The following is a 24887-nucleotide window of genomic DNA, read 5'->3' on the forward strand; positions in this document are numbered from 1 at the left end:
TGACACAATGGCGCCCGGCCTGAAAACCGCACGCATGCCGCCCCGCATGGCGGTTTCCCCTGCCGTACAAGACAGCGAAGAATTACCATGGCACTGCTCCAGATTTCCGAACCCGGCATGTCGCCGGCGCCCCACCAACGCCGCCTCGCCGTCGGCATCGACCTCGGCACCACCAACTCGCTGGTGGCCGCGGTGCGCAGCAGCATTCCCGAAGTGCTGGCCGACGAGCGCGGCCGCGCGCTGCTGCCGTCGGTCGTGCGCTACCTGCCTGACCGTACCGCGCACATCGGCTACCGGGCCCAGGAAGAAGCGGTGCGCGACCCCAAGAACACCATCGTCTCGGTCAAGCGCTTCATGGGCCGCGGCCTGCGCGACGTCGCCAATATCGAGCACAGCCCGTACGACTTCGTCGATGCGCCCGGCATGGTGCAGATCAAGACCGCGGCCGGCGTGAAGAGCCCGGTCGAGATCTCGGCCGAGATCCTGGCCACGCTGCGCCAGCGCGCCGAAGACAGCCTCGGCGATGACCTGGTCGGCGCCGTCATCACGGTGCCGGCGTATTTCGACGAGGCCCAGCGCCAGGCGACCAAGGACGCCGCGCGCCTGGCCGGCCTGGAAGTGCTGCGCCTGCTCAACGAGCCCACCGCCGCGGCCATTGCCTACGGCCTCGACAACGCCGCCGAAGGCATCTATGCCGTGTATGACCTGGGCGGCGGCACCTTCGACATCTCGGTGCTCAAGCTGACCCAGGGCGTGTTCGAAGTGCTGGCCACAGGCGGCGATTCGGCGCTGGGCGGCGATGACTTCGACCAGCGCCTGCTGTGCTGGATCGTCGAGCAGGCAAATCTGCAGCCGTTGTCGGCGCAGGACATGCGCCTGCTGATGGTGCGCGCGCGCGCCGCCAAGGAAGCGCTGTCGGAAGCGGACAGCACCGTGATCGACGCGGTGCTGGAGTCCGGCGAGATCGTGCACCTGACGCTGACCGACGAGACCTTCGAGCAGATCACCGCCCACCTGGTGCAGAAGACGCTGGCGCCGGTGCGCAAGGCGCTGCGCGATGCCGGCGTGAGCACCGGCGAGGTCAAGGGCGTGGTGCTGGTCGGCGGCGCCACGCGCATGCCGTCGATCCGCAAGGCCGTTGGCGATTTCTTCGGCCAGAACCCGCTCACCAACCTCGATCCGGACCGCGTGGTGGCGCTGGGTGCCGCGATGCAGGCCAACCTGCTGGCAGGCAATCATGCGCCAGGAGAGGACTGGCTGCTGCTCGACGTGATCCCGCTGTCGCTGGGCGTCGAGACCATGGGCGGCCTGGTCGAGAAGATCATCCCGCGCAACAGCACCATCCCGGTGGCGCGCGCGCAGGAGTTCACCACCTTCAAGGACGGCCAGACCGCGATGGCGATCCACGTGCTGCAGGGCGAGCGCGAGCTGGCCAGCGACTGCCGTTCGCTGGCGCGCTTCGAGCTGCGCGGCATCCCGCCGATGGTCGCGGGCGCGGCGCGCATCCGCGTGACCTACCAGGTCGATGCCGACGGGCTGCTGTCGGTGACCGCGCGCGAGACGCATTCGGGCGTAGAGGCCTCGGTCACGGTCAAGCCGTCGTACGGGCTGGCCGACGACGATATCGCGCGCATGCTGCAGGACAGCTTCCGCGAGGCCGAGCACGACATGAAGAGCCGCGCCCTGGCCGAGGAACGCGTGGAAGCGGACCGCCTGGTCGAGGCCACGCAGCGCGCGCTGGAAACCGACGGCGACCTGCTGTCCGTGGAGGAGCGCGCCGCGGTGGAAGCGCTGATGGCAACGGTGCGCGAGATTGCCGCCGGCGAGGACCATCTCGCCATCCGCGCCGCGGTGGAGCAGCTTTCGCACGGTACCGACGAATTTGCGGCGCGCCGCATGGACCGCTCGATCAAAAGCGCACTGGCGGGGCGCAAGGTGCAGGAGCTGGGCTGAGCGCCGGCCGCACCGCATTACAGAACTCAGGACACCACATGCCACAGATCATTGTTTTGCCCCACGTCGAATACTGCCCGGAAGGGAAAGTGATCGAAGCCGAGAAGGGCGTCAGCGTCCTCGACTCCCTGCTTTCCCACGGGATCGATCTCGAGCACGCGTGCGAGAAGTCCTGTGCCTGCACCACCTGCCACGTGATCGTGCGCGAAGGCTTCGACTCGCTCAACGAGGCCGAGGAGAAGGAAGAGGATTTGCTCGACAAGGCCTGGGGCCTGGAGCCGAATTCGCGCCTGTCGTGCCAGGCCATCGTCGACGAGGAAGACCTGACCGTCGAGATTCCCAAGTACACCATCAACCACGCCAAGGAAGGCCACTGAGCGGCCGGCACAGACCTCAGCGGAGAACAAGCCCATGAAGTGGACCGATACCTACGCCATCGCCGAAGCCCTGTACGACAAGTACCCGGATGTCGATCCGGCCGGCGTGCGCTTTACCGACCTGCGCCGCTGGGTGCTGGAACTCGACGACTTTGCCGATGACCCGGCGCGCTCGGGCGAGAAGATCCTGGAGGCGATCCAGCAGGCGTGGATCGAAGAAGCGGAGTAAATTCCTGGCGTCAGGGATAAGCAAAAGGCCGGCTTGATGCCGGCCTTTTGCTTTGGTGCTGCGACGCAGCCCTGATCGACTGCGGGTTTGCTCCCTCTCCCGCGCGCGGGAGAGGGAAGCAAAGCATCAGTCTTCCCGCCGCAGGTGCGGGAACAAGATCACGTCACGGATATTCGGGCTGTCCGTCAGCAGCATCACCAGCCGGTCGATGCCGATGCCGCAGCCGCCCGTCGGCGGCATGCCATATTCCAGCGCGCGGATATAGTCGGCGTCGAAGTACATCGCTTCCTCGTCGCCGGCGTCCTTCTGCTCGACCTGCTTGCGGAAGCGGTCGGCCTGGTCCTCGGCATCATTCAGCTCCGAGAAGCCGTTGGCGATCTCGCGCCCGGTGATGAACAGTTCGAAGCGCTCGGTGATGCCCGGCACCGTGTCCGACGCGCGCGCCAGCGGCGAGACCTCGACCGGGTAGTCGACGATAAAGGTCGGCTCCCACAGCTGGCTCTCGGCGGTTTCCTCGAACAGCACCAGCTGCAGCGTGCCCAGTCCGGCATTGAGGAACTGCGGCGCGTTGGTGTTGACGCCGAACTTCTTCAGTTCGGTGCGCAGGAATTCGGCATCGGCCAGCTGCGCGTCGGTGTACTGCGGCGCGAACTTCTGGATCGCCTGGCAGATGGTGAGGCGGTGGAACGGCCTGGACAGGTCCAGCTCGCGGTCCTGGTAGGTCAGCACGGCGCTGCCGCGCGCGTCGATCGCGGCCTTGCGGATCAGGTCCTCGGTGAAGTCCATCAGCCAGCGGTAGTCGGTGTACGCCGCGTAGAACTCCATCATGGTGAACTCGGGATTGTGGCGCGGGCTCACCCCCTCGTTGCGGAAGTTGCGGTTGATCTCGAACACGCGCTCGAAGCCGCCGACGATCAGGCGCTTCAGGTACAGCTCGGGGGCGATGCGCAGGAACATCTGCATGTCCAGCGCATTGTGGTGCGTGATGAAGGGCTTGGCCGCGGCGCCGCCCGGGATCGGGTGCAGCATCGGCGTTTCCACCTCCATGAAGCCGGCGTCGGCCATATGGCGGCGCAGCGACGAGATCGCGTCGGTGCGCGCGCGGAAGGTGTTGCGCGTTTCCGGCGACACGATCAGGTCGACATAGCGCTGGCGGTACTTCATTTCCTGGTCGGCCAGGCCGTGGAACTTGTCCGGCAGCGGGCGCAGCGACTTGGACAGCAGGCGCAGCTCGCGCACCTGCACCGACAGCTCGCCCTTGTTGGTGCGGAACAGCTCGCCGCGCGCGCTGATGATGTCGCCCAGGTCCCAGTGCTTGAAGGCCGCGTAGACCTCTTCGCCGACCTTGTCGCGGGTGATGTAGAACTGGATCTGGCCGCTGCCGTCCTGCACCGTGGCGAAGCTGGCCTTGCCCATCACGCGCTTGAGCATCATGCGCCCGGCGATGGCGACCTCGACCGGCGCGGCCTCGAGCGTGGCCTGCTCGGTGTCGGCGTACTGCGCCTGCAGCGCGGCTGCCTGGTGGGTGGGGCGGAAATCGTTGGGGAAGGCCACGCCTTGCTGGCGCAGCGCGGCCAGTTTCTCGCGCCGCTCCGCGATGATCTTGTTTTCGTCGACGGCGGGCGTGTCAGCGGCCTTGTTCTGCGCCTGGGCCTGGGCGCGGTTCGGTTCGGTCATGATGTCGTGTCGGTCGCGCGCCGGGCAGCGCGCGGGTTCAGTATGGCTTCAGTAGTTGCGGAGATCGTCCAGCTCGGTGGTGCCGAAATCCGGGCGGTGCAGGTAGGCGACGATGCGGCCGGCGGTTTCCTCGGCCGAGGCGAGCTGCTGGTTGGCCTTGAGCTCGCGGAAGCGCTGCACCTGGGCAAAATCGGCATTGCGGATGGTGGCCTGCATGCCGGTATCGATCACGCCGGGTGCCAGCGCCACCGCGCGCACGGTGCGCGGCGCCTCGGCCTGGGCGTATTCGGCGTTGACCGAGCGCATGAACATGTCGAGCCCGGCCTTGCCGGCGCAGTAGGCGCTCCAGCCTTCGATCGGGCGCCGTGCCGCGCCGGAGGAGATCGCCAGCACCTTGCGCGGGCAGCCGAACTTCTCGGTGCGCTCCAGGAACGCCGCGGTCATGGTCATCGGCGCCGCCAGGTTGGTCAGCAGGTGCGGCACCAGCGATTTTTCCTGCAGCGCCGCGACCGGCCCGATCGGCTCGACCACGCCGGCGTTCAGGATCAGCGTGGCGCTGGTCGGCGGCAGGTCGAGCGTGTCGAGCACGCTGGCCAGCCAGGTGGCCGCGGGGCCGGCCTGCGCCAGGTCCTGCAGGTGCCAGGCCACCGGCACGCCGCTGAGCGTGGCGATGCGTTCGAGCTCGGTGTTGCGGCTGCGCGCCACGCAGATCAGGCGGTTGCCCGGCACGAGCAGGGCGTTGGTCAGTGCCGCGCCCAGCCCGCGCGAGGCGCCGGTGATGATGTACAGGTGATTGGCTTCGCTCATGGTGCCCCGGTCGGAAAGGCCGTCGTGCCGGCAAGGCGCGGGCGGCGGTACAGCGATGGATGGGTTGCTGTGCCGCCGCCGGCCGGCGGCGGGTACGGTCTCAGAGTCCCTGCTTGAGGCTGGCCTCGATGAACGGGTCCAGGTCGCCGTCCAGCACCTTCTGGGTGTTGGACATTTCCACGTTGGTGCGCAGGTCCTTGATGCGGCTCTGGTCCAGCACGTAGGAGCGGATCTGGTGGCCCCAGCCCACGTCGGTCTTGCCGGCCTCGAGCTTGTCGGCCTCGGCCTGGCGCTTGCGCATCTCGTGCTCGTACAGGCGCGACTTCAGCATCGACATGGCTTCGGCGCGGTTGCGGTGCTGCGAGCGGTCGTTCTGGCACTGCACCACGATCCCGGTCGGGATGTGCGTGATACGCACGGCCGAATCGGTCTTGTTGATGTGCTGGCCGCCCGCGCCCGAGGCGCGGTAGGTGTCCACGCGCAGGTCCGCCGGGTTGATCTCGACCTCGAACGAATCGTCCACCTCGGGGTAGACGAACACCGACGAGAACGAGGTATGGCGCCCGCCCGACGAATCGAACGGCGACTTGCGCACCAGGCGGTGCACGCCGGTTTCGGTGCGCAGGTAGCCAAAGGCGTATTCGCCCTCGATCTTGATGGTCGCGCTCTTGATGCCGGCGACGTCGCCTTCGGACTCTTCCAGCACCTCGGCCTTGAAGCCCTTGCGCTCGCAGTACTTCAGGTACTGGCGCAGCAGCATCGAGGCCCAGTCGCACGCTTCGGTGCCGCCGGCGCCGGCCTGGATGTCGATAAAGGCGTTGGCCTGGTCCATCTCGCCGGCGAACATGCGGCGGAATTCCATGTCCGCCACCACCGCCTCGAAGCCCTTGACGTCGGCCTCGATCGACTCGAGGGTATCGTCGTCGCCTTCTTCCCTGGCGAGCTCGAACAGCTCGTCGGCACCGACGAGGTCATCGGTGAGCTTGCCCAGGACGCCGACCACGCCCTCGAGCATCTTCTTTTCCTTGCCGAGGTCCTGGGCCCGCTTGGGGTTGTTCCAGACGTCGGGGTCTTCCAGCAGGCCGTTGACTTCGTCCAGCCTTCCTACTTTGACATCGTAGTCAAAGATACCCCCGTAGATCTTCCGTCCGGGAACGGAGATCGGAGATGGCACCGGAGATGGCGTTGAGGCGTTCTGCTTCCATGATGTTCCTGCGCTTCGAAAACCTCGAATTATAGCGGATCGGCGCGGCAGATCGGGGCTTCGCGGGCGCAGCGGCGCGGCCGCAAACCGAACGGAACGGCGCCCGCGCGGTCTATCCGGCGGTGCCGGCCGGCGCACGCGGCGATAATACGGGTCGCAAGCCGCCCCCGGCACAGACCAAGAACAGGGACGCATGACGAAAACCAGACATGACATCGAGCCAGGCCGGCGCCGCGCGCTGGGCCTGCTGCTGGCCGCCGCGACGACGGCAATCACGGCCGGCTGCGGCACTACGGGCGGGCCCGTGCCGGACGGCTATTACCGCGTCGAGCGCGGCGACACGCTGTATTCGATCGCGCGCAAGCACCGTCGCAGCGTGCGCGACCTGACCCGCTGGAACAGCGACCTCACCAGCCCCAGCCAGATCGAGGTGGGGCAACTGATCCGGGTGCGGCCGCCCGGCGCCGCGGCCGGCGGCGCGACGGCGTCGACCGGCACCGGCCAGGCCGTGACCGATACGCCGCGCGTCGACAGTGCCGCGGCATCCCGGCCGCCGGCCAGCAGCATCCGCCTGCAATGGCCGGCCGACGGCCGCGTCACCGCCGGCTTCTCGCCGCCCGCCAGCAAGGGCCTGAGCATCGCCGTGCCGGCCAACGGCACGGTGCGCGCCGCCGCCGCCGGCCGCGCCATCCACGTCGGCAACCTGCGCGGCTACGGCATGCTGGTGATCGTCAAGCACAACGACGACTGGCTCACCGTGTACGGCAACCTGGACCAGCCGCTGGTCAGCGAAGGCACGCAGGTGTCGGCGGGGCAGGACGTGGGCCGCATGGGCGCGAGCCCGAGCGAGCTGCACTTCGAGGTGCGCGGCAACGGCAAGCCGGTGAATCCGGCCAGCTACCTGCCGTCGCGCGGCTGAGCCGGGGCGCGCCGCGCCCCCTCCGGGCACGCTACTGCGCGTGCTCGATCACCAGCTGCACGCGAGTGACGCCGTTGAAGGTGTTGTTGTCGAGCCGGTAGGCCACCTGCGCGCTGGCGCCGAGCGAGTCGGCATGGTTGAACCAGATCGCGTCGAAGCGCTGGCTGCCGCGCCCCAGCTGCAGCTTCAGGTGCTTGCCCTTGAGCACGCTCTGGCGCAGCACGTCGAACTCGCCGCAGAAGGTCGGCGCCGGGAAGCCCTGGCCCCACACCTGCTGCTCGAGCAGGGTGACGAACTCCGGGCTGAAGCACTGGTCCTCGATATCGCCGTCGGTCTCGATCACGCGCGCCAGCTGGTCGTCGGTCAGCCATTCGCGCCCGACCGCCTCGAACGCTTCCTGGAACTCGGCAAAGCGCTCGGCGCGCACGGTCAGCCCCGCCGCCATGGCGTGGCCGCCGAACTTGAGCAGCATGCCGGGATGGCGCTTGGACACCAGGTCGAGCGCGTCGCGCAGGTGGAAGCCCGGGATCGAACGGCCCGAGCCCTTGACCGTGGTCTCGTCGCCCGGCGCAAAGGTGATGGTAGGGCGGTGGAACTTGTCCTTCAGCCGCGACGCGACGATGCCGATCACGCCCTGGTGCCAGGTGTCGTTGAACACGCTGACCGTGAAGCGAGCCGACGGATCCGGTCCGGCGAGCGGCTGCTCCAGGATCTGTAGCGCCTCCTGCTGCATGCCGGCTTCGATGTCGCGGCGCTCGCGGTTCATGCTGTCCAGCTCCTGGGCGATTTCCCAGGCCCGGTTGGCATCGTCGGTCAGCAGGCACTCGATCCCCAGCGACATGTCGGCCAGCCGGCCGGCCGCATTCAGGCGCGGACCGAGGCCGAAGCCCAGATCGAAGGTATTGGCGCGCGCGGCCTCGCGGCCGGCGGCGCGGAACAGCGCGGCCACGCCGGGCTGCATGCGGCCGGCGCGCATGCGGCGCAGGCCCTGCGCCACCAGGATGCGGTTGTTGGTGTCCAGCCTGACCACGTCGGCCACGGTGCCCAGCGCCACCAGGTCCAGCAGCGTCTGCAGCGGCGGCTGGGTCTGCTGGGTGTAGACGCCGCGGCGGCGCAGCTCGGCGCGCAGGGCCAGCAGCACGTAGAACATCACGCCCACGCCCGCCAGGTTCTTGCTGGGGAATTCGCAGCCCGGCTGGTTCGGGTTGACGATCACCGCGGCCTGCGGCAGTTCCGAACCAGGCAGGTGGTGGTCGGTCACCACCACGTCGATGCCCAGCGCATTGGCCGCGGCGACGCCGTCGACGCTGGCGATGCCGTTGTCGACCGTGACGATCACGTCCGGATTCTGCCTGGCCGCCAGCGCGACGATTTCCGGCGTCAGGCCATAGCCGTACTCGAAGCGGTTGGGCACGATGTACTCCACCCGCGCCCCCAGCATGCGCAGCCCGCGCAAGCCGACCGCGCAGGCGGTGGCGCCGTCGCAGTCATAGTCGGCGACGATCAGCAGGCGCTTGCCCGCGGCGATGGCGTCCGCCAGGTAAGTCGCGGCATGGCCGATCCCTTTCATTGCCGCGGGCGGCACCAGTTCAGGCAGGTCGGTGGCCAGCTCGGCGGCGCGGGCAACGCCGCGCGCGGCCAGGATGCGCGCCAGGGTCGGGTGCAGGCCGGTGGCGGCCAGCGCGCTGGCGTGTTCGGGGGAATATTGACGGATGGCGATCCGGGTCATGGGCGGGGCGGCAGTGTGTTGGGAGAGCGCTGGCTTCAGGCGGCAAGGGCGAGGTCGGACAGCAGCGCGCGCCAGTCGCCGCGCTGGCCCATGCCGCGCCAGAACTTGCGCAGGTCGGCGCGCCGCACGGTGAACTCGGCAAAGTGGTTCTCGCCGCCCAGCACCAGCGTGATGGTGCCGATCTGGCCGGCCGCGAGCGCTGCCAGGGCCGGGCCGAACCAGTCGGCATCGAGCGCGTGCATGCGGTCCAGCCACAACCCCCAGTCTTCGGCGATATGCGCTTCGGTGGCGCTGTCGAGCATGGCCAGCACCGAGCCTTCGAGCGCGGCCGCGCCGCCCAGGCCTGCCGGCACCGGCAGCACGCGGCTGCCGGCGGCCAGCGCCAGGCCGCTCAGGAAGGGGTCGCTGCTCAGCACCGTGTCGGCCAGTCGCGGCACCGGCTGCAACGCGCCGCCGCCGTAGAGCCAGACCGAATTGACCGGCACCTCGCCGGCGGCTTCGCGTGCCTGGTTGACGCGGTGGTCGAACCACGTCATCTGGATTTCGTTCTGCAGCCGGCGCCAGTCGCGCGCGCGCGCGCCGGCCTGCATCCAGATGTCGATATTGCGGCCCGCCGCGCGCAGCGGCGTGGTGGCTTCGAGCGGGCCGAACACGGCCTCGGGCAGATACCAGCGCTGCGGGCAGGGCGTCTCCAGCGCGATGCCGGATTCCTGCAGCAGCGCGTCGATGGCCTCGCGCAGCGCGGTGGCTTCCTGCGGCCGCAGGCCGAGCTGGCCCGGCGGCATCAGCACCAGGTGATCGCGCGCGGCATGGATGTGCACCGGCTGCAGGCAGGCCCAGGACTGGCCGTCGGCGGTGGCCGGGTTGCCCGCCGGGGGGGGCGTGGCCGCGCCGGCGCTGTCGGCCAGCCGCATATAGGGCGCCAGCGGCACCTGCGCCGTGTCCAGTCCGGCCTTGCCGGCCAGCCAGCGTTCCTGCGGCAGGCTGCGCAGGAAGGGGTCGTCGTGCCGCTCGCGCGGGCCGGGCGCGGCCCGGGTCAGCAACTTTCCGAGCGCTGGCAGCTCCAATTGCCGCAGCAGCGCGCCGGGGACGACGTCGTCGCGGCCGTCGTCGCCGGCGCCGGGCGGGACGGAAAAGGGCACAATCAGGGTCAGGTGCGTCATCATGGTGGCGAGATTGTAAACTCCCGGCTGGCTCGCGCCAGTCCCGGACGCTGCCGCGGCATGACCGTGGCGCCGCCCGCCACGGCTGGCCTGCGTGCTGCCGGCGGCGCCCCGACGGGCACTGGCGCTTTTCCGAAACAACAGGAATCCTCTTGAAATTTCCCTACGAGTGGCAGATCGGCTGGCGATATACCCGCGCAAGCAAGCGCGCCAGCCGCAACACCTTCATTTCGTTTATCTCGATGATCTCGATGCTGGGCATCGCGCTCGGCGTGGCCGCGCTGATCGTGGTGCTGTCGGTGATGAACGGGTTCCAGAAAGAAGTGCGCGACCGCATGCTGTCGGTACTGGCGCATATCGAGGTGATCGGCCCGTCGGCGCTGCCGGACTGGCAGAAGACCGCGGCCGAGGCGCTGCAGAACAAGGAGGTGGTCGGTGCCGCGCCCTACGTGGCGGCGCAGGCGATGCTGACCCGCGACGATGCCGTGCGCGGGGTGCTGCTGCGCGGCGTGGAGCCGTCGCAGGAGCCCAATGTGTCCGAGGTCGGCAGCCAGTTCCGCGCCGGCAGCATGGCGGCGCTGGTGCCGGGCAGCTTCGGCATCGCGCTGGGCAACGAGCTGGCCAATGCCATGGGCGTGCAGGTCGGCGACAAGGTCACGCTGCTGGCGCCGCAGGGCACCATCACGCCGGCGGGCGTGCTGCCGCGGCTCAAGCAGTTCACCGTGGTGGGCGTCTTTTCGTCCGGCCACTTCGAGTTCGACAGCGCGCTGGCGCTGGTCAACCTGCAGGACGCCGAGACCCTGTTCCGCCTGAGCGGCCCCACCGGGGTGCGCCTGAAGCTGCAGGACATGCAGCGCGCGCCGCTGGTGGCGCAGGAACTGGCCGGCACCATGTCGGGCGAGCTTTACCTGCGCGACTGGTCGAAGCAGAACCGCAACTGGTTTGCCGCGGTGCAGACCGAGAAGCGGATGATGTTCATCATCCTGACGCTGATCATCGCGGTGGCCGCGTTCAACCTGGTGTCGACGCTGGTGATGACCGTCACCGACAAGCAGGCCGATATCGCCATCCTGCGCACCATGGGCGCGCAGCCGGGCTCGATCATGAAGATCTTCATCGTGCAGGGCGTGGCCATCGGCTTTATCGGCACGCTGCTGGGCGTCGCCGGCGGCACGCTGATCGCCACCAATATCGACGTGATCGTGCCCTTCATCGAGCGGCTGCTGCACGTGCAGTTCCTGCCGCGCGACATCTATTTCATCAGCCAACTGCCTTCCGACCCCCGCGTGAACGACATCGCCACCATCGGCATCATCTCCTTCGTGCTGGCCACGCTGGCCACGCTCTATCCCAGCTGGCGCGCCGCCCGCGTCAATCCGGCGGAGGCGCTGCGCTATGAGTGAAGCCGTGCTGCAAGCCGATACTTCCACGCCCGCCCCGGGCCTGCCGCGCACCGGTGCGCCGGTACTGGTGGCCGAGGGCCTGACCAAGCGCTTCCGCCAGGGCGAACTCGACGTCGATGTGCTGCGCGGCGTCGACGTACGCGTCAACGCCGGCGAGAAGGTGGCCATCGTGGGCGCCTCCGGTTCCGGCAAGAGCACGCTGCTGCATGTGCTGGGCGGGCTCGACGAGCCCGATTCCGGCCGCGTCGCGCTGCTCGGCAAGCCCTTCACGGCGCTGCGCGAGCGCGAGCGCAACGTGGTGCGCAACCGCTCGCTGGGCTTTGTCTACCAGTTCCACCACCTGCTGCCGGAATTCACCGCGCTCGACAACGTGGCGATGCCGCTGCGCATCCGCGGCCTGACCCAGCCCGCCGCGCGCGAGGCCGCACAGGCGATGCTGGAGCGCGTCGGGCTGGGCGGGCGCTCGCGCCACCGGCCGGGCGAACTGTCCGGCGGCGAGCGCCAGCGCGTCGCCATTGCGCGCGCGCTGGTGGGCCAGCCGGCCTGCGTGCTGGCGGACGAACCCACCGGCAATCTCGACGACCACACCGCCGGCGGTGTCTACGACCTGATGCTGGAACTGTCGCGCACGCTCGGCACCAGCTTCGTCATCGTCACCCACGACCTCGATCTCGCCGGCCGCTGCGACCGCGTGCTGCGGCTGCGCGACGGCCACCTGCACCAGGAACGCTGAAGCGGCCGCGGCCATGTGGATCGACACCCATTGCCACCTCGACGCCGGCGAGTTCGACACGGACCGCGAGCAGGTTGCGAACGCAGCCGAGGCTGCCGGCGTGCGCGGCATCGTGGTGCCGGCGGTGGCCGCGTGGAACTTCGACACCGTGCGCGCGCTGGCGCAGCGCGACGCGCGCTGCGTCTACGCGCTCGGCATCCATCCGCTGTGCTCGCCCGGCGCGGGCCAGTCCGAGCTGGACACGCTGCGGCGCCAGGTCGCCGCCAGCATGGGCGACCCGCGCTTCGTCGGCATCGGCGAGATCGGGCTCGATTTCTTCGTCGCGGGGCTGGATGCGGACCACCAGACCTGGCTCTACGTCGAACAACTGAAGATCGCGCGCGAGTTCGACCTGCCGGTGCTGCTGCATGTGCGCAAGTCGCAGGACCAGGTCGGCGCGCAACTGCGCAAGCTGGGCGTCAAACGCGGCATCGCCCATGCCTTCAACGGCAGCCATGAACAGGCGCGGCGTTTCGTCGAGCAGGGCCTGAAGCTGGGCTTCGGCGGCAATGTCACCTTCAGCCGCGCGCGCCAGATCCGCCGGCTGGCTACCGAGCTGCCCCTGGAAGCCTTGGTGCTGGAAACCGACGCGCCCGACATCGCGCCGGCGTGGCTGTCGGACGACCAGTTCGGCGAACAGCACAAGGCGCGCAACACGCCGGCGGAGGTGGCGGGGGTGGCGCGCGTGATGGCGGAACTGCGCGGCATCGACGCACTGACGCTGGCGCAGGCGACCTGGCGCAATGCCGTGGCGGCGCTGCCGCGCCTGGCGGCGTTTGCCGACACCATGGCGCCTCCGCTCGCTGGCGGTCACACAACTTCCACGCCTTCTTGACAGGCTGACAAGCTTGCCGCGCCTGCGCGCGGGTACAACTCCGGTAATGCAAGATCAACGGAGGAGGTGCCATGCGTCGCTTCGTGGTGGCATTCGTGGCCGGATGCTGGGCCCTGCAGCAGCAGTCGACGCTGCCGCAGCCGCACGGCCTGCGCCTGGGCGCCGCGCTGCTGGCCTTGTGCGCCATCGGCATGGCCTGGTGGGGCAGGCGCCTGCCTGCCACGCTGCAAGGCCTGGCGCTGGCGATGCTGGCCTTTGCCATTGCGTTCTGCTGGGCCGCCTGGCGCGCCGAGTTGCGCCTGCGCGAATGGCTGCCGGTGGCGCTGGAAGCCCGCGACCTTGACGTGCGCGGCGTGGTCTCCGGGCTGCCCACCCAAACTGTCACCGGCACACGCTTCGCGTTCACCGTCGAGCAGTCAGCCGGTTCAGCCCCGCCGTTGCCGGGCCGGGTCATCCTCAACTGGCGCGACGCGCCCCCCGGGTTGAGCCCGGGACAACGCTTCACGCTGACGCTGCGCCTGCGGCGCCCGCGCGGGCTCGCCAATCTGTCCGGCTTCGATTACGCCTACTGGCTGCTGGCGCAAGGCTATGGCGCGACCGGCTACGTGCGCCGCGCCCAGGGTCCGCCGCAGGATGCCGCCTCCGAGCGGCTGGCCTGGCGCATCGAAGCCTGGCGTGCCGCGGTGCGCGATCACCTGCGCGCCGCGCTGCCGGCCGGGGCGCGCTATGGCGCGGTGCTGGTTGCGCTGGTGATCGGCGACCAGCGCGGCATCGAGGCGCAAGACTGGCAGCTGTTCCGGCGCACGGGCGTGAGCCACCTGGTCGCCATTTCCGGGCTGCATATCACCATGGTGGCCGGCATGGCGGCGTCCCTTGCCGGACTGTTGTGGCGCCACTCGTTCGGCTGCGGCCGCTGCCTGCGCCGGCCACTGCCATTGTGGCTGCCGGCCCGGCAAGCCGCGCTGGCGATGGCGGTGGCCACCGCGCTGGGCTACGGCATGCTGGCCGGCATGCAGATCCCGGCGCTGCGCACCGTGGCCATGCTCTGCGTCGCGGCGGTCGCGGTATGGGGCTCGCGCGCGCCGCCGGCTTCGGTAGTGCTGGCGTGGGCGGCGCTGGTGGCGCTGCTGGTGGACCCGTGGGCCGCGATGCTGCCCGGCTTCTGGCTGTCCTTCGGTGCCGTCGCGGTGATCTTCTTCGCTGCGCGGCCGGGACGGGACGCCGCGATCGCAGGGCGCTGGCAACGGCTGCGGGCCGCGCTTGCCGCGAGCGCGCGCACGCAGTGGGCCGTCACCATCGGGCTGGTGCCGCTGACGCTGTTGCTGTTCGGCCAGGTCTCGGTGGTGTCGCCGTTCGCCAATGCCCTGGCGATTCCCGTGGTCAGCCTGCTGGTGACGCCGCTGGCGCTGCTGGGCGCCGCGCTGCCGCTGTGGCTGGCCGCGCCGGTCATGGCGGTCGCGCATTTGGCGATGGTGATGCTGGCTGCCGTGCTGCAATGGTTCTCCCTGCTGCCATGGGCGATGTGGGAGGCCGCCAGCGCAGGGCCGGTGGCGCTGCTGCTGGCGGCGCTTGGCGTGGCGCTGCTGGTGGCGCCCGTGGCTTCGGCGCGCCTGCGCCGGCATGGCGGGCTGCTGATGCTGCCGATGCTGCTGGCGCGCGGCCCGCCGGTGGCCGAAGGCCAGTTCCGCGCGGTGATGTTCGACGTCGGGCAGGGCACGGCGGTGCTGGTGCGCACGCGCTCGCACGCCCTGCTGTACGACACCGGGCCGGGCTATGCCGCGGGCGCCAGCGCGGGCGCGCAGGTGGTGGTGCCGCGATTGCGCGCCGAGGGGGTGACGCGGCTCGACCACCTGATGGTCAGCCATGAAGACATCGACCATGCCGGCGGCGTCGCGGACATTGCGGGGACGGTCGACGTGGCGGCACGCAGCACCGGTGCGCCTGCCGGCCACCCGCTGCTGGCAGCTCCCCATCCGGGGGCTGGTCCATCCGACTGGAGCCCGTGCGCCGCGGGACAGCAATGGGAGTGGGACGGCGTGCGCTTTGCCGTGCTGCACCCGCTGCCGGAGCAGTCCCAGCAGGCCGCCATCCCCAGCAATGCGCGCAGTTGCGTGCTGCGCGTGGATAGCGCCGCGCACAGCCTGCTGCTGACCGGCGATATCGGCCTGGCGCAGGAGCGGGCGTTGATCGGGCGCTTGCCGGCCGGGGCCTTGCGCGCCGACGTGCTGGTAGTGGCGCATCACGGCAGCGGCACGTCGTCCGGTGCGGACTGGATCGAGGCGGTCGGGCCCGCGGCCGCGGTGTTCCAGCTGGGCTATGGCAACCGCTATCGCCATCCGAACGCCGAAGTCTGGGAGCGCTTTGGCCGCGCGGGCATCCCGCGCTATCGCACCGACGAAACCGGCGCGGTAACCCTGGACACCGCGCGCGCGGGTTACACGCTGTCGATGTTCCGGCAGGCGGAGCCGCGCTACTGGCGGGAACGGCCGCCTGCGCCGCGCTAGGGCGCGCCCGTGCCGCGGGCGGTCAACCGGCCTTGCGGCGCCCGGGGCGCGCTGCGGGCGGCACAGGTTTGGCAGGCGGGGCGGGCTCGGCCGCCACGGTGCGGCCCCGGCTGCGTGCCGGCGCCGGCTCGGCCCCGGCGATGCGCCGCTCGCGCAGATGCGCCTTGGCGCGCTGCAGGCGCGGCGCGACGGTGTCCGCGCGCGCCAGCGCGACGCCCGCGGCGAGCACGTCGCCCAGCACCAGGTGGCTGATGCGCGAGGTCATCGGCGTGTAGACCTCGCTGTCTTCCTCGACGTCCGAGAACACGCAGACATCGGCCAGTCGGGCCAGCGGCGAGCCGCTGTGGGTCAGCGCCAGCACGCTCGCGCCGCTGCTGCGCGCCAGCGTGGCGGCGGTCAGCATGTCCCAGGTGCGGCCGCTGTTGGAAACCAGCACGGCCACGTCGCCCGGGGCCAGCAGCGCCGCCGACATGCTGAACACGTGCGGGTCGGCATAGGCGACGGTCGGCATGCCCAGGCGGAAGAACTTGTGCTGCAGGTCCAGCGCGACGATGCCGGAGTTGCCGCAGCCGTAGAACTCGATGCGGCGCGCGCCGGCGAGCAACTGGATGCCATGCTCGATCTGGTCGGCCGACAGCGCGTTGCGCACGCTCATCAGCGTGGCAATGGTGCGGTCGAACACCTTGCCGGCGATGTCCGCCGGGCGGTCGTCGGCGGCGACATCCTGGTGCACGAAGGGCGTGCCGCCGCCGAGATTCTGCGCGAACTGCAGCTTGAATTCGCGGAAGCCGTCGTAGCCCAGCGCCGCGCAGAAGCGCGCGATGGTGGGTTGCGATACCCCGGCGCGCTCGGCCAGTTCCGGCATCGACAGCCGGATCACGGCGGCGCCGTGGCGGGCGACATAGTCGGCCAGGCGGCGTTCTGAAGGACGAAGGGTGTCGTAGACGGCAAGGATGCGGTCGCGCATGGCGGCAGGCGGCGGTATCGGTGTGGAAAGGATATGTAGATATTCTACATTGATTGGCGCCGCATCTTGCCTGAGATGAGGCCCGGCTGGCTCTCCGGGTTTGTCCTGATTACGGCGTTTTTTGCGTGATTTTTCCGTACGGATGGGTCGACGAGCGGCAGGTGCTGGGTATAATGGCGCCCGATCTGTAGAAAATCTACAGTTTTAAGCGCCGCTGCGGCGCCCGTCACCCCGCCTCATTCCGCCCACAAGGACCGTCATCGCCATGCCTTCCGCCGTCCATGCCGAGCTTCAGGCCGTTACCGCCCGCATCGTTGCGCACAGCCGCGCCAGCCGTGCCGCCTACCTTGCCCGCTGCGAGCGTGCGCAGGCGGAACTGGCGCCGCTGCGTGGCATGTCCTGCGCCAACCTGGCCCACGGCTTTGCCGCGCTGCCCGCCAGCGACAAGCTGAAGCTGCGTGTCGAGCATGCGCCCAACCTGGGCATCGTCACCGCGTACAACGACATGCTGTCGGCACACCAGCCCTACGAGCGCTATCCCGCCGTGATCCGCGAGGCCGCGCGCGCGGTCGGCGCGGTGGCGCAGGTGGCGGGCGGCGTGCCGGCCATGTGCGACGGCATCACGCAGGGCAACGCCGGCATGGAGCTGTCGCTGTTCTCGCGCGATGCGATCGCCATGGGCACCGCGGTGGCACTGTCGCACAACACCTTCGATGCGGCGCTGATGCTGGGGGTGTGTGACAAGATCGTGCCGGGGCTGCTGATGGGCGCGCTGCAGTTCGGCCACCTGCCGATGGTGTTCGTGCCGGCGGGCCCGATGGCCAGCGGGCTGCCCAACAAGGAAAAGGCGCGTGTGCGCCAGCTCTACGCCACCGGCCAGGTCGGGCGCGACGCGCTGCTGGAAGCCGAATGCCAGGCCTATCACGGGGCCGGCACCTGCACCTTCTACGGCACCGCCAACAGTAACCAGTTCCTGATGGAAATCATGGGCCTGCACCTGCCGGGGGCGGCCTTCGTCCATCCCGACAGCGGCCTGCGCGATGCGCTGACGGCCGCGGCGGCGCAGCGCGCGATCGCGCTGCGCGCGCGCGGCGACAGCTACCTGCCGCTGGCGCGCATCGTCGACGAACGCGCCATCGCCAATGCCATGGTCGGCCTGCTGGCCACCGGCGGCTCCACCAACCACACCATCCATCTGGTGGCGATGGCGCGCGCCGCGGGCATCGTGATCGACTGGAACGATTTCGACCTGCTGTCGCGCATCACGCCGCTGCTGGCGCGCGTCTATCCCAACGGCTCGGCCGATGTGAACCACTTCCATGCCGCCGGCGGCGCCGGCTTCGTGATCCGCGAGCTGCTGCAGGCCGGGCTGCTGCACGAGGACGTGCAGACCGTGGCCGGCCCGGGCCTGGCCCGTTACGCGCAGGAGCCGGTGATGACGGACGGCGTGCTGCACTGGCGCGACGGCGCGGCGCGAAGCGGCGACCCGCAGGTGCTGGCGACCGCCGCCGCGCCGTTCTCCGCCGAGGGCGGCCTGCGCCTGATGCAGGGCAACCTGGGCCGCGGCGTGATCAAGGTCTCGGCCGTGGCGCCCGAGCACCGCGTGGTCGAGGCCCCGGTGCGGGTGTTCGATTCGCAGGAGGCGCTGCAGGCGGCGTTCGATGCCGGCGAGCTGGGCGGCGACCTGGTCGCGGTGGTGCGTTTCCAGGGACCGAATGCCAACGGCATGCCGGAACTGCACCGGCTGACCCCGGTGCTGGGCGCGCTGCAGGACGCCGGCCACAAGGTGGCGCTGGTGACCGACGGACGCATGTCCGGCGCCTCCGGCAAGGTGCCGGCGGTAATCCACGTCGGCCCCGAGGCGCTGGCGGGCGGCGCGCTGGCGCGCGTGCGCGATGGCGACCGCATCCGGGTCGACGCCGTCGCCGGTACGCTGCAATGGCTGGGCGACGAGGCCGAATTCGCTGCGCGCGCGCCGGCCCGCGCGCCTGCCGATCCGTTCGCGCAATTCAGCCTGGGGCGTGGCCTGTTCGGCCTGTTCCGGCGCCACGCACGGATCGCCGAAGAGGGCGGCAGCGCACTCGACCTGTCCGAGCTCGATGCCGCAGCCGCCGGTGGCGACGTCCATACCGCCGCGCTGCGATCCGTCGCACAATAGCCCGGTCAGAGGCCGATTTTTATCGTGAACTTTCCCGCGGGGCGACAGCGCCCCGCGACGTCCCTGGGATCGGCAGCAACCGCGTTCAGCGGGACCGACCAGGACGGGCAGGCAACCGACAAGGATGGCACCACCATCCGATACCAAGACCGACGGAGCAGACATGATCTATATCCTGATGGGCGTTTCCGGCAGCGGCAAGACCACGGTCGGCCAGCTGCTGGCGCAGCGGCTGGGCTGCGGCTTCCATGACGCCGACGACTTCCACAGCGACGCCAACAAGGCCAAGATGCACGCCGGCATCCCGCTGACCGACGAAGACCGCTGGCCCTGGCTGGCTGCGATGCGCGCGGCCATCGACACCGCCCGGGCCGAGGGCCGCACCCATGTGTTCACCTGCTCGGCGCTGCGCCAGGCTTACCGCGACCGGCTGACCCCGCCCGATGGCGGCGTGACCTTTGTCTTCATGAGGGGGGATGCCGAGCTGATCGGCCAGCGCCTGTCCGCGCGCACCGAGCATTTCTTCAACCCCGAGCTGCTGCAAAGCCAGTTCGATACGCTCGAAGAACCCGGCGACGCGCTGGCGCTCGACATCCGCCAGCCACCCGAGGCGCTGGTCGACACCATCCTGCAGGCCACCGTGCGGCAGGGCGCCGGCGCGGCGCGCTAACCTTCCGTCGATCTGCCCACGGAGGGGCATGGTTGGGGGCGAGCTCTCGATTTTTCCATGGATCGCAACCACGGCCGCCGGCCTCGCCGCCGGCTGTTTTTGCGTGCGCTGGCAGGCATCTTGCTAGCCTGGCTTTGGTGCCGGTGCGGCGCGGGAACGGTGCCACAGGCGGCCCGCCGCGCCACCTTGCGGCTTTCGCCGGCACGGGTATGCTGGAAGGGCCAGTGACTCGACGGCATCACCGCGGCTTGCGCGAACCGGCGCGGCCGCGCGGCAGGGCAAGACAGCCAGGGCAACCAGGGCGGCCGGCAGCGGCGCGAACGCGCGCTGGCTTCGGCGCCCGCGACATGGAGGAGCGGCCATCATGGCGGCGCGGTACTTCGACGAGATGCTGGACTGGCGCGAGGACAATGCGCTGGCGCTGATCCACGCGGGACAGGCCTTGCCTGAAGGGGCGGTACGCCCGCACTACCGGCATTTCGCCGAATGGCTGGCGCGCCAGACCGAAAGCACGATGGCCAACAAGCGCGCGGAGGCCGACCTGGTGTTCCGGCGCGTGGGCATCACCTTTGCCGTCTACGGCGATAAGGACGAGGCCAACAGCGGCACCGAGCGCACCATCCCGTTCGACGTGGTCCCGCGCATTTTCCCCGCGAGCGAATGGGCGCTGCTGGAAAAAGGCCTGCGCCAGCGCGTGGCCGCGCTGAACCGCTTCATCCACGACATCTACCACGGCCAGGACATCATCCGCGCCGGCGTGATCCCGCCCGACCAAATCTACAACAACGCCCAGTACCGGCCCGAGATGCTCGGTGTCAGCGTGCCGCACGACGTCTATGCGCATGTCGCCGGCATCGACGTGGTGCGTGCCGGCGAGGGCGAGTTCTACGTGCTGGAAGACAACCTGCGCGTGCCGTCGGGCGTGTCGTACATGCTCGAGAACCGCAAGATGATGATGCGGCTGTTCCCGGACCTGTTCGCGCGCAACCGCGTGGCGCCGGTGGCGCACTATCCCGACCTGCTGCTCGACATGCTGCGCGGGGTCTCGCCGCAGGCCATCGCCGATCCCACCGTGGTGGTGCTGACGCCGGGCATGTACAACTCGGCGTACTTCGAGCACGCCTTCCTGGCGCAGCAGATGGGGGTGGAACTGGTCGAGGGCAGCGACCTCTTCGTCGAGGACGACCACCTGTTCATGCGCACCACGCAGGGGCCGCAGCGTATCGACGTGATCTACCGGCGCGTCGACGACGATTTCCTCGACCCGCTCGCTTTCCGCCCCGATTCCGCGCTGGGCGCGGCGGGGTTGCTGTCGGTCTACCGCGCCGGCAACGTGACCATCTGCAATGCCATCGGCACCGGCGTGGCCGACGACAAGTCGATCTATCCGTATGTGCCGGACATGATCCGCTTCTACCTGGGTGAAGAGGCAATCCTCAGCAACGTGCCGACCTACATGTGCCGGCGCCCCGACGACCTGCAGTACGTGCTGGACCATATGGCCGAACTGGTGGTCAAGGAAACCCATGGCGCCGGCGGCTACGGCATGCTGGTCGGCCCGGCGGCGACGCGCGCCGAGATCGATGCCTTCCGCGAGGTGGTCAGGGCCAGGCCCGGGCAGTACATCGCGCAGCCCACGCTGGCGCTGTCCACCTGCCCGACCTATGTCGAGGCCGGCATCGCGCCGCGCCATATCGACCTGCGCCCGTTCGTGCTGTCGGGCAGAGAAGTGCGCATGGTGCCGGGCGGGCTGACGCGCGTGGCGCTGCGCGAGGGCTCGCTGGTGGTGAATTCCTCGCAGGGTGGCGGCACCAAGGACACCTGGGTGCTGGAACGATGAACGCCGATACGGGAGAGCCCACATGCTGAGCCGCACCGCCGACCACCTGTTCTGGATGGCCCGCTACACCGAGCGCGCGGAGAACACCGCGCGCATGCTAGACGTCAACTACCAGACCTCGCTGCTGCCGCAATCGGCCGAAGTCGCCGAGCAGGGCTGGTGGGCCATGCTGGACATCTCGGAGCTGACCGAGGTGTTCGACCACAAGTACGGCCTGCTGTCGCGCGACGACGTGATCGATTTCATGGTGCGCGACATGACCAATGCCTCGTCGATCATGAGCTGCCTGCGCGCGGCGCGCGAGAACGCGCGCGCGGTGCGCGGCTCCCTCACCACCGAGGTCTGGGAGACCGTCAACACCACCTGGCTGGAGGTGCAGCGCCTGATTGCCGACGGCGTGCTGAAGGAAGACCCGGCGCGCTTCTTCGAATGGGTCAAGTTCCGCTCGCACCTGGCGCGCGGGGTGCAGTTCGGCACCATGCTCAAGGACGATGCCTTCCATTTCATGCGGCTGGGCACCTTCCTGGAGCGCGCCGACAATACCGCGCGCATCCTCGACGTCAAGTTCCAGGCGTCGTCCGGCGCGGAGGGTGGGAACGGCGGGAACGGCGGGAATGGCGGAGAGGGCGTGGAAGCCGAGCCCAATCCCGACCAGGGTGCCCACAACGATTTCTACCACTGGGCGGCGATCCTGCGCTCGGTGTCGGGCTTCGAGGTTTACCGCAAGGTCTATCGCGCGGTGATCACGCCGCAGCGCGTGGCCGAACTGCTGATCCTGCGCCCGGACATGCCGCGCTCGCTGGTGTCGAGCATGGACGAGGTGGTGGCGATCCTGCATACGGTGCGCAACCAGCATTCGGCGGAAACCGAGCGGCAGGCTGGTAAACTTCACGCCGACCTGAAGTACGCGCGTATCGACGATATCTTTGCCGTCGGCCTGCATGCGTACCTGACCAGCTTCCTGGAGCGCATCGGCGACCTCGGCAACGGCATCAGCCGGGACTTCCTGGTGCCGCTGCAGGCGGCCTGAGCCGGGCCACCGGCAGCCTTCCGTGCCGCCGCGCGCCCTGATACCGTGAAATACAAGATCCACCACCATACCGTCTACCGCTACGCCGAACCGGTGCGGCGCAGTGTGCACGAAGTGCGGCTGCAGCCGCGCTCGGGCCCGCTGCAGACCGTTGACCACTGGCAGCTGTCGACGCCGGGCAACCCGTCGGCGGCCCGCGACGGCTTCGGCAACATCGTGCACAACTTCACGGTGGTCGGGCCCGCCAGCACCATCGCCATCGAAGCCAGCGGCGAGGTGGAGGTGCTGCCGCCACATGGCGATCTCGACCGCGACGGGCACCATGCATTCTGCGATGCGCCGCCGGATGGCGAAGCACGCGTGTCGCCGCTGTATTTCCTCGGCAGCACGCCGCTGACCACGGCGCCGGCGGCGATGCAGGCGTTTGCCGCGCCGTTCCTGGCGGCGGGGCATGACATCGATGCGCTGCTGGCGCTGGCCGGTGGCATCGGCGAGCGCGTGCGCTACAAGCCCAACACCACCGATGTCGGCACTTCCGCTGCCGAGGCCTTCGCCCTGGGCAGCGGCGTGTGCCAGGACCAGGCCCAGGTGATGGTCGCGGCTTGCCGGGCGCTGGGCATTCCGGCGCGCTATGTCAGCGGATATTTCTACGACCCGGCCGCCACCGAACTGGCCAGCCACGCCTGGGCCGACGTGTGCCTGGATCCGGCCGGCGAAATCTGGTGCAGCATCGATATCACGCATGGCTGCCTGACCGACGAACGCCATATCCGGCTGGCGGTGGGACGCGATTACGCGTCGGCGGCACCAGTGCGGGGCATCCTTGACGGCGGCGCCGGCGAGACGCTGGAAGTCAATGTAACAATTACGCCACTTTCGACCTGATTAGGTGCTTGCTTCCAGACGCGGCGCCGTGCCGGTGCACGGGCGCTAGAATCCGGAGTGATGCAGGCCACTGCCGGCTAGGGCCGGCCGCCACCCAGAACACCAAGACAAACCATGACGTATTGTGTAGCCATGCGGCTGGATGCCGGCCTGGTATTCCTGTCCGATTCCCGCACCAATGCCGGGGTAGACGCCATCTCGACCGCGCGCAAGATGACGGTGTTCGAGGAGCCCGGCGACCGGGTAATGGTGCTGATGACCGCCGGCAACCTGGCGATCAGCCAGTCGGTGCGCCAGATCCTGATCGAGGACCATGACGAGAAGCGCTCGCTGTGGACCGCGCGCGACATGTTCGAGGCCGCCTCGATCGTCGGCGAAGCGGTGCGCCAGGTGCACCGGCGCGATGCGCACGCGTTGCGCGACGCCGGCATCGAGTTCAATGTCAGCCTGATCTTCGGCGGCCAGGTGCGCGGCGAGCGGGTGCGGCTGTTCAATATTTACGCGGCCGGCAATTTCGTCGAGGCCACGTTTGAGAACTGCTATTTCCAGATCGGCGAGGCCAAGTACGGCAAGCCCATCGTCGACCGCGTCGTGCATCCGTCGCTGCCGCTGGCGGAAGGCGCCAAGTGCGCGCTGATCTCGATGGACTCGACGCTGAAGTCGAATATTTCGGTCGGCCTGCCGCTGGATCTGCTGGTCTATGAAGCGGATTCGCTCCAGGTGACCCGCTTTGTCAATATCGACGAGCGCAACGCCTATTTCCGCATGATCCGCGACACCTGGGGCCATCGCCTGCGCCAGGTCTTCGGCGAGATCCATAACCCGGAATGGGATCCGGCCGCGCCCGCGGAATTCTCGCTGGCGCGCTCCGGCGAGGCCGACCGCTGGGCCCAGCCGGTGCGGGCCAGGCGCGTGCATCCGCGCAAGCCGGACTGAGGCGGCGGCAGACATGCGCGAGATCATTCATTTTTCCCACGCCAACGGCTTCCCGGTGACGACCTACCGCAAGCTGTTCGGCGAACTGGACGGCGAGTTCGAGTTCCGCGCCGTGGACCGCTACGGACACAAGCCGGAATTCCCGGTGACACGCGGCTGGCCGCATCTGGTGGAAGAGTTGCTGGGCGACATCGACCGCCAGTACCGCCAGCCGGTGTGGCTGGTGGGCCATTCGCTGGGCGGGTTCCTGTCGCTGATGGCGGCGCTGCGCCGTCCGGAACGGGTGCGCGGCGTGGTCATGCTGGACTCGCCGATCATTGCCGGCTGGCGCGCGTCGCTGCTGAAGACCGCCCAGATGCTTGGCATCGATGAAAAGCCGGGTCCGGCGGCGGTGACCAGGAACCGGCGCACGCACTGGCCGGATGCCGAGGCGGTGTGGGAACACTTCCGCGCCAAGCCCAACTTCGCGGTGTGGGACCAGGACGTGCTGCGCGACTACGCCATCCACGGCACCGAGCCCACCGGCAAGGACAACGAGCGCCGGCTGCGCTTCGACCGCGAGGTCGAATACTGGATCTACCGCACGCTGCCGACCAGCCTGGGGCGCAAGGTCGCGCGCGGGGCGCCGGTGCCGGTCGGCTTCGTCGCCGGCACGCGCTCGCGCGAGGTGCGGCAGTGCGGCCTGGGGGCGACGCGCCGGCTGGTCGGTCCCAACCTGCGCTTTATCGAAGGCGGCCATCTGTACCCGATGGAGCGGCCCCGGCAGACCGCGCAACTGGTGCGCGAACTGATCGGCGCGATGCGGGAGCAGGGGCGCTGAGCCGGTGTG

21 protein-coding genes are annotated in these 24887 nt (G+C 69.4%); 15 read left to right on the forward strand and 6 right to left on the reverse strand.

Features of this window, described 5'->3' with window-relative positions; genetic code table 11:
* Positions 1-87 precede the first annotated feature (87 nt).
* The 3 genes from hscA to iscX are packed head-to-tail and all read left to right on the forward strand — an operon-like array spanning position 88 to position 2559.
* Entirely contained in the window at positions 88-1953 is a 1866-nt protein-coding gene (gene hscA, locus FHX60_RS12245) for a Fe-S protein assembly chaperone HscA (RefSeq protein ID WP_183283506.1), read from the forward strand.
* Between the two features lie 38 nt (positions 1954-1991).
* A complete protein-coding gene (gene fdx / locus FHX60_RS12250) occupies positions 1992-2330 on the forward strand; it encodes an ISC system 2Fe-2S type ferredoxin (RefSeq protein WP_025582290.1) in 339 nt (112 codons plus the stop codon).
* Positions 2331-2364: 34 nt separating this feature from the next.
* Positions 2365-2559 (forward strand): Fe-S cluster assembly protein IscX, encoded by a 195-nt coding sequence (gene iscX, locus FHX60_RS12255; RefSeq protein WP_112775350.1) that lies wholly within the window; start codon positions 2365-2367, stop codon positions 2557-2559.
* Positions 2560-2685: 126 nt separating this feature from the next.
* Here iscX and lysS read toward each other — a convergent pair whose 3' ends face one another.
* The 3 genes from lysS to prfB all read right to left on the reverse strand — a co-directional run bounded on the left by lysS (position 2686) and on the right by prfB (position 6248).
* Positions 2686-4236: a lysine--tRNA ligase gene (gene lysS, locus FHX60_RS12260; RefSeq protein WP_112775351.1), complete on the reverse strand. Its 1551-nt coding sequence runs from the start codon at positions 4234-4236 to the stop codon at positions 2686-2688.
* Between the two features lie 48 nt (positions 4237-4284).
* Positions 4285-5043, reverse strand: a complete 759-nt coding sequence (locus tag FHX60_RS12265) for an SDR family oxidoreductase (RefSeq protein WP_092313863.1) — start codon at positions 5041-5043, stop codon at positions 4285-4287.
* A gap of 100 nt (positions 5044-5143) precedes the next feature.
* Positions 5144-6248, reverse strand: a protein-coding gene (gene prfB, locus FHX60_RS12270) for a peptide chain release factor 2 (RefSeq protein ID WP_112775352.1) whose coding sequence is annotated in 2 segments (ribosomal slippage) — positions 5144-6166 and positions 6168-6248 — 1104 coding nt in all. Because the reading frame shifts where the segments join, the coding sequence is not laid out codon by codon here.
* A gap of 192 nt (positions 6249-6440) precedes the next feature.
* Here prfB and FHX60_RS12275 point away from each other — a divergent pair.
* Positions 6441-7166, forward strand: a complete 726-nt coding sequence (locus FHX60_RS12275; RefSeq protein WP_092313860.1) for a peptidoglycan DD-metalloendopeptidase family protein — start codon at positions 6441-6443, stop codon at positions 7164-7166.
* A 31-nt stretch (positions 7167-7197) separates the two neighbouring features.
* On the opposite strand, the gene recJ is transcribed toward FHX60_RS12275, so the two are convergent.
* A complete protein-coding gene (recJ, locus tag FHX60_RS12280; RefSeq protein ID WP_183283507.1) occupies positions 7198-8895 on the reverse strand; it encodes a single-stranded-DNA-specific exonuclease RecJ in 1698 nt (565 codons plus the stop codon).
* A 35-nt stretch (positions 8896-8930) separates the two neighbouring features.
* Complete coding sequence (locus tag FHX60_RS12285) at positions 8931-10061, reverse strand: hypothetical protein (protein WP_183283508.1); 1131 nt, start codon at positions 10059-10061, stop codon at positions 8931-8933.
* A gap of 149 nt (positions 10062-10210) precedes the next feature.
* Here FHX60_RS12285 and FHX60_RS12290 point away from each other — a divergent pair, with 149 nt between their 5' ends.
* The 4 genes from FHX60_RS12290 (at position 10211) to FHX60_RS12305 (ending at position 15572) form a co-directional block, all read left to right on the forward strand.
* The gene (locus FHX60_RS12290) at positions 10211-11461 is read left to right on the forward strand and encodes a lipoprotein-releasing ABC transporter permease subunit (protein WP_092313851.1); all 1251 of its coding nucleotides are present in this window, start codon (positions 10211-10213) and stop codon (positions 11459-11461) included.
* Positions 11454-12194, forward strand: coding sequence for a lipoprotein-releasing ABC transporter ATP-binding protein LolD (gene lolD, locus FHX60_RS12295; protein ID WP_112775356.1), 741 nt, complete (start codon positions 11454-11456; stop codon positions 12192-12194). Before FHX60_RS12290 ends, lolD begins: the two co-directional genes overlap by 8 nt.
* A 13-nt stretch (positions 12195-12207) precedes the next feature.
* Complete coding sequence (locus tag FHX60_RS12300) at positions 12208-13068, forward strand: TatD family hydrolase (protein ID WP_183283509.1); 861 nt, start codon at positions 12208-12210, stop codon at positions 13066-13068.
* A gap of 71 nt (positions 13069-13139) precedes the next feature.
* Positions 13140-15572: a DNA internalization-related competence protein ComEC/Rec2 gene (locus tag FHX60_RS12305; protein WP_183283510.1), complete on the forward strand. Its 2433-nt coding sequence runs from the start codon at positions 13140-13142 to the stop codon at positions 15570-15572.
* Positions 15573-15594: 22 nt separating this feature from the next.
* On the opposite strand, the gene FHX60_RS12310 is transcribed toward FHX60_RS12305, so the two are convergent.
* Positions 15595-16539 carry a MurR/RpiR family transcriptional regulator gene (locus tag FHX60_RS12310; RefSeq protein ID WP_112775359.1) on the reverse strand — a complete coding sequence of 315 codons (945 nt, stop codon included), beginning with the start codon at positions 16537-16539 and terminating at the stop codon, positions 15595-15597.
* 265 nt (positions 16540-16804) lie between these two features.
* Here FHX60_RS12310 and edd point away from each other — a divergent pair, with 265 nt between their 5' ends.
* The 7 genes from edd to FHX60_RS12345 all read left to right on the forward strand — a co-directional run bounded on the left by edd (position 16805) and on the right by FHX60_RS12345 (position 24878).
* On the forward strand, positions 16805-18697 hold the full coding sequence (gene edd / locus FHX60_RS12315) for a phosphogluconate dehydratase (protein ID WP_183283511.1): 1893 nt from the start codon (positions 16805-16807) through the stop codon (positions 18695-18697).
* 163 nt (positions 18698-18860) lie between these two features.
* Positions 18861-19367 (forward strand): gluconokinase, encoded by a 507-nt coding sequence (locus FHX60_RS12320; RefSeq protein ID WP_112775361.1) that lies wholly within the window; start codon positions 18861-18863, stop codon positions 19365-19367.
* 364 nt (positions 19368-19731) lie between these two features.
* Positions 19732-21207 (forward strand): circularly permuted type 2 ATP-grasp protein, encoded by a 1476-nt coding sequence (locus tag FHX60_RS12325; RefSeq protein WP_112775362.1) that lies wholly within the window; start codon positions 19732-19734, stop codon positions 21205-21207.
* A 22-nt stretch (positions 21208-21229) separates the two neighbouring features.
* The gene (locus tag FHX60_RS12330; RefSeq protein ID WP_112775363.1) at positions 21230-22237 is read left to right on the forward strand and encodes an alpha-E domain-containing protein; all 1008 of its coding nucleotides are present in this window, start codon (positions 21230-21232) and stop codon (positions 22235-22237) included.
* Positions 22238-22282: 45 nt separating this feature from the next.
* Positions 22283-23122: a transglutaminase family protein gene (locus tag FHX60_RS12335; protein WP_112775364.1), complete on the forward strand. Its 840-nt coding sequence runs from the start codon at positions 22283-22285 to the stop codon at positions 23120-23122.
* Positions 23123-23236: 114 nt separating this feature from the next.
* Positions 23237-24058 carry a proteasome-type protease gene (locus FHX60_RS12340; RefSeq protein ID WP_112775365.1) on the forward strand — a complete coding sequence of 274 codons (822 nt, stop codon included), beginning with the start codon at positions 23237-23239 and terminating at the stop codon, positions 24056-24058.
* Between the two features lie 13 nt (positions 24059-24071).
* Positions 24072-24878, forward strand: coding sequence for an alpha/beta fold hydrolase (locus tag FHX60_RS12345; protein ID WP_183283512.1), 807 nt, complete (start codon positions 24072-24074; stop codon positions 24876-24878).
* Positions 24879-24887 lie beyond the last annotated feature (9 nt).

The sequence above is a fragment of the Cupriavidus alkaliphilus genome (assembly GCF_014191175.1).
Taxonomy (GTDB): domain Bacteria; phylum Pseudomonadota; class Gammaproteobacteria; order Burkholderiales; family Burkholderiaceae; genus Cupriavidus; species Cupriavidus alkaliphilus.